The organism is Leucobacter sp. M11 (assembly GCF_035726885.1).
Lineage (GTDB): Bacteria > Actinomycetota > Actinomycetes > Actinomycetales > Microbacteriaceae > JAPFRB01.
In genome coordinates, this window is record NZ_JAPFRB010000003.1 from 332,343 (window position 1) to 333,191 (window position 849).

Annotated in this window: 1 protein-coding gene; it reads left to right on the forward strand. The window is 74.3% G+C overall.

Translation table 11 applies throughout. The features are described from left to right. Positions 1-28: 28 nt before the first annotated feature. A partial coding sequence (locus OOT08_RS09890) for an amidohydrolase family protein (RefSeq protein WP_325092481.1) occupies positions 29-849 on the forward strand: 821 nt, incomplete at its 3' end.

The following is an 849-nucleotide window of genomic DNA, read 5'->3' on the forward strand; positions in this document are numbered from 1 at the left end:
TCGCTGCATCATCGACCGGAGGGGGCCCATGAAACTCGATCTGATTGTCCGCGCGCGCGAGATCCTCACGCTGAACCCGGGCAGGCCCGTGGCGAATCGCCTCGGCGTGCTGCACGGGCGCATCGTCGGCTTCGACGAGGAGCTGGACGGCCTCGACGCGGAGCGCACCGAGGACTTCGGGGCTGCCACGGTCACCCCCGGCCTGATCGATGCGCACTGCCACACCGCGTGGTGGGGCCTCGGCCTCGCGGCGGTCGACCTCAGCGGCGCGCGCGGGCTCGACGAGCTCTATGCCCTGCTGCGGGCCGAGAGCGAGCGGCTCTCGGACCAGCCGGGGGCCTGGCTCCACGCGACCGGCTTCAACCAGGCCCACCACGGCGGGGCCTTCCCCGAGCTCGCCCGGCTGGACGAGATTACCGGGGAGCGCCCGCTCTATCTCCGGCACACCTCCGGCCATGCCTCGATCACGAACTCCGCCACCCTGCGGCTCGTCGGGGCCCTGGACCCGGGCTTCGCCGATCCCGTCGGCGGGGTCGTCGTCCGGGACGCCGCCGGAGCGCCGACCGGCGTTATCGAGGAGGCCGCGCAGGGGCTGGTCCAGGCCCGGCTGCTGCCCTACGCCACCGAGCGGCTCGTGACCGCGATCGAGGCGGCCACCGCCCGGTACGCCCGCCAGGGCATCACGACCTTTGTCGAGGCGGGGGTCGGCGGCGGCTGGATCGGCCACAGCCCGGTCGAGGTCACGGCCTACCGGGCCGCCGCGGATCGGGGACGGCTGCACGCGCGCGCCCAACTGATGCCCGCGCTGGACGCGCTCCGCCCCCTGACCGGGCACGCGGACGACTTCCA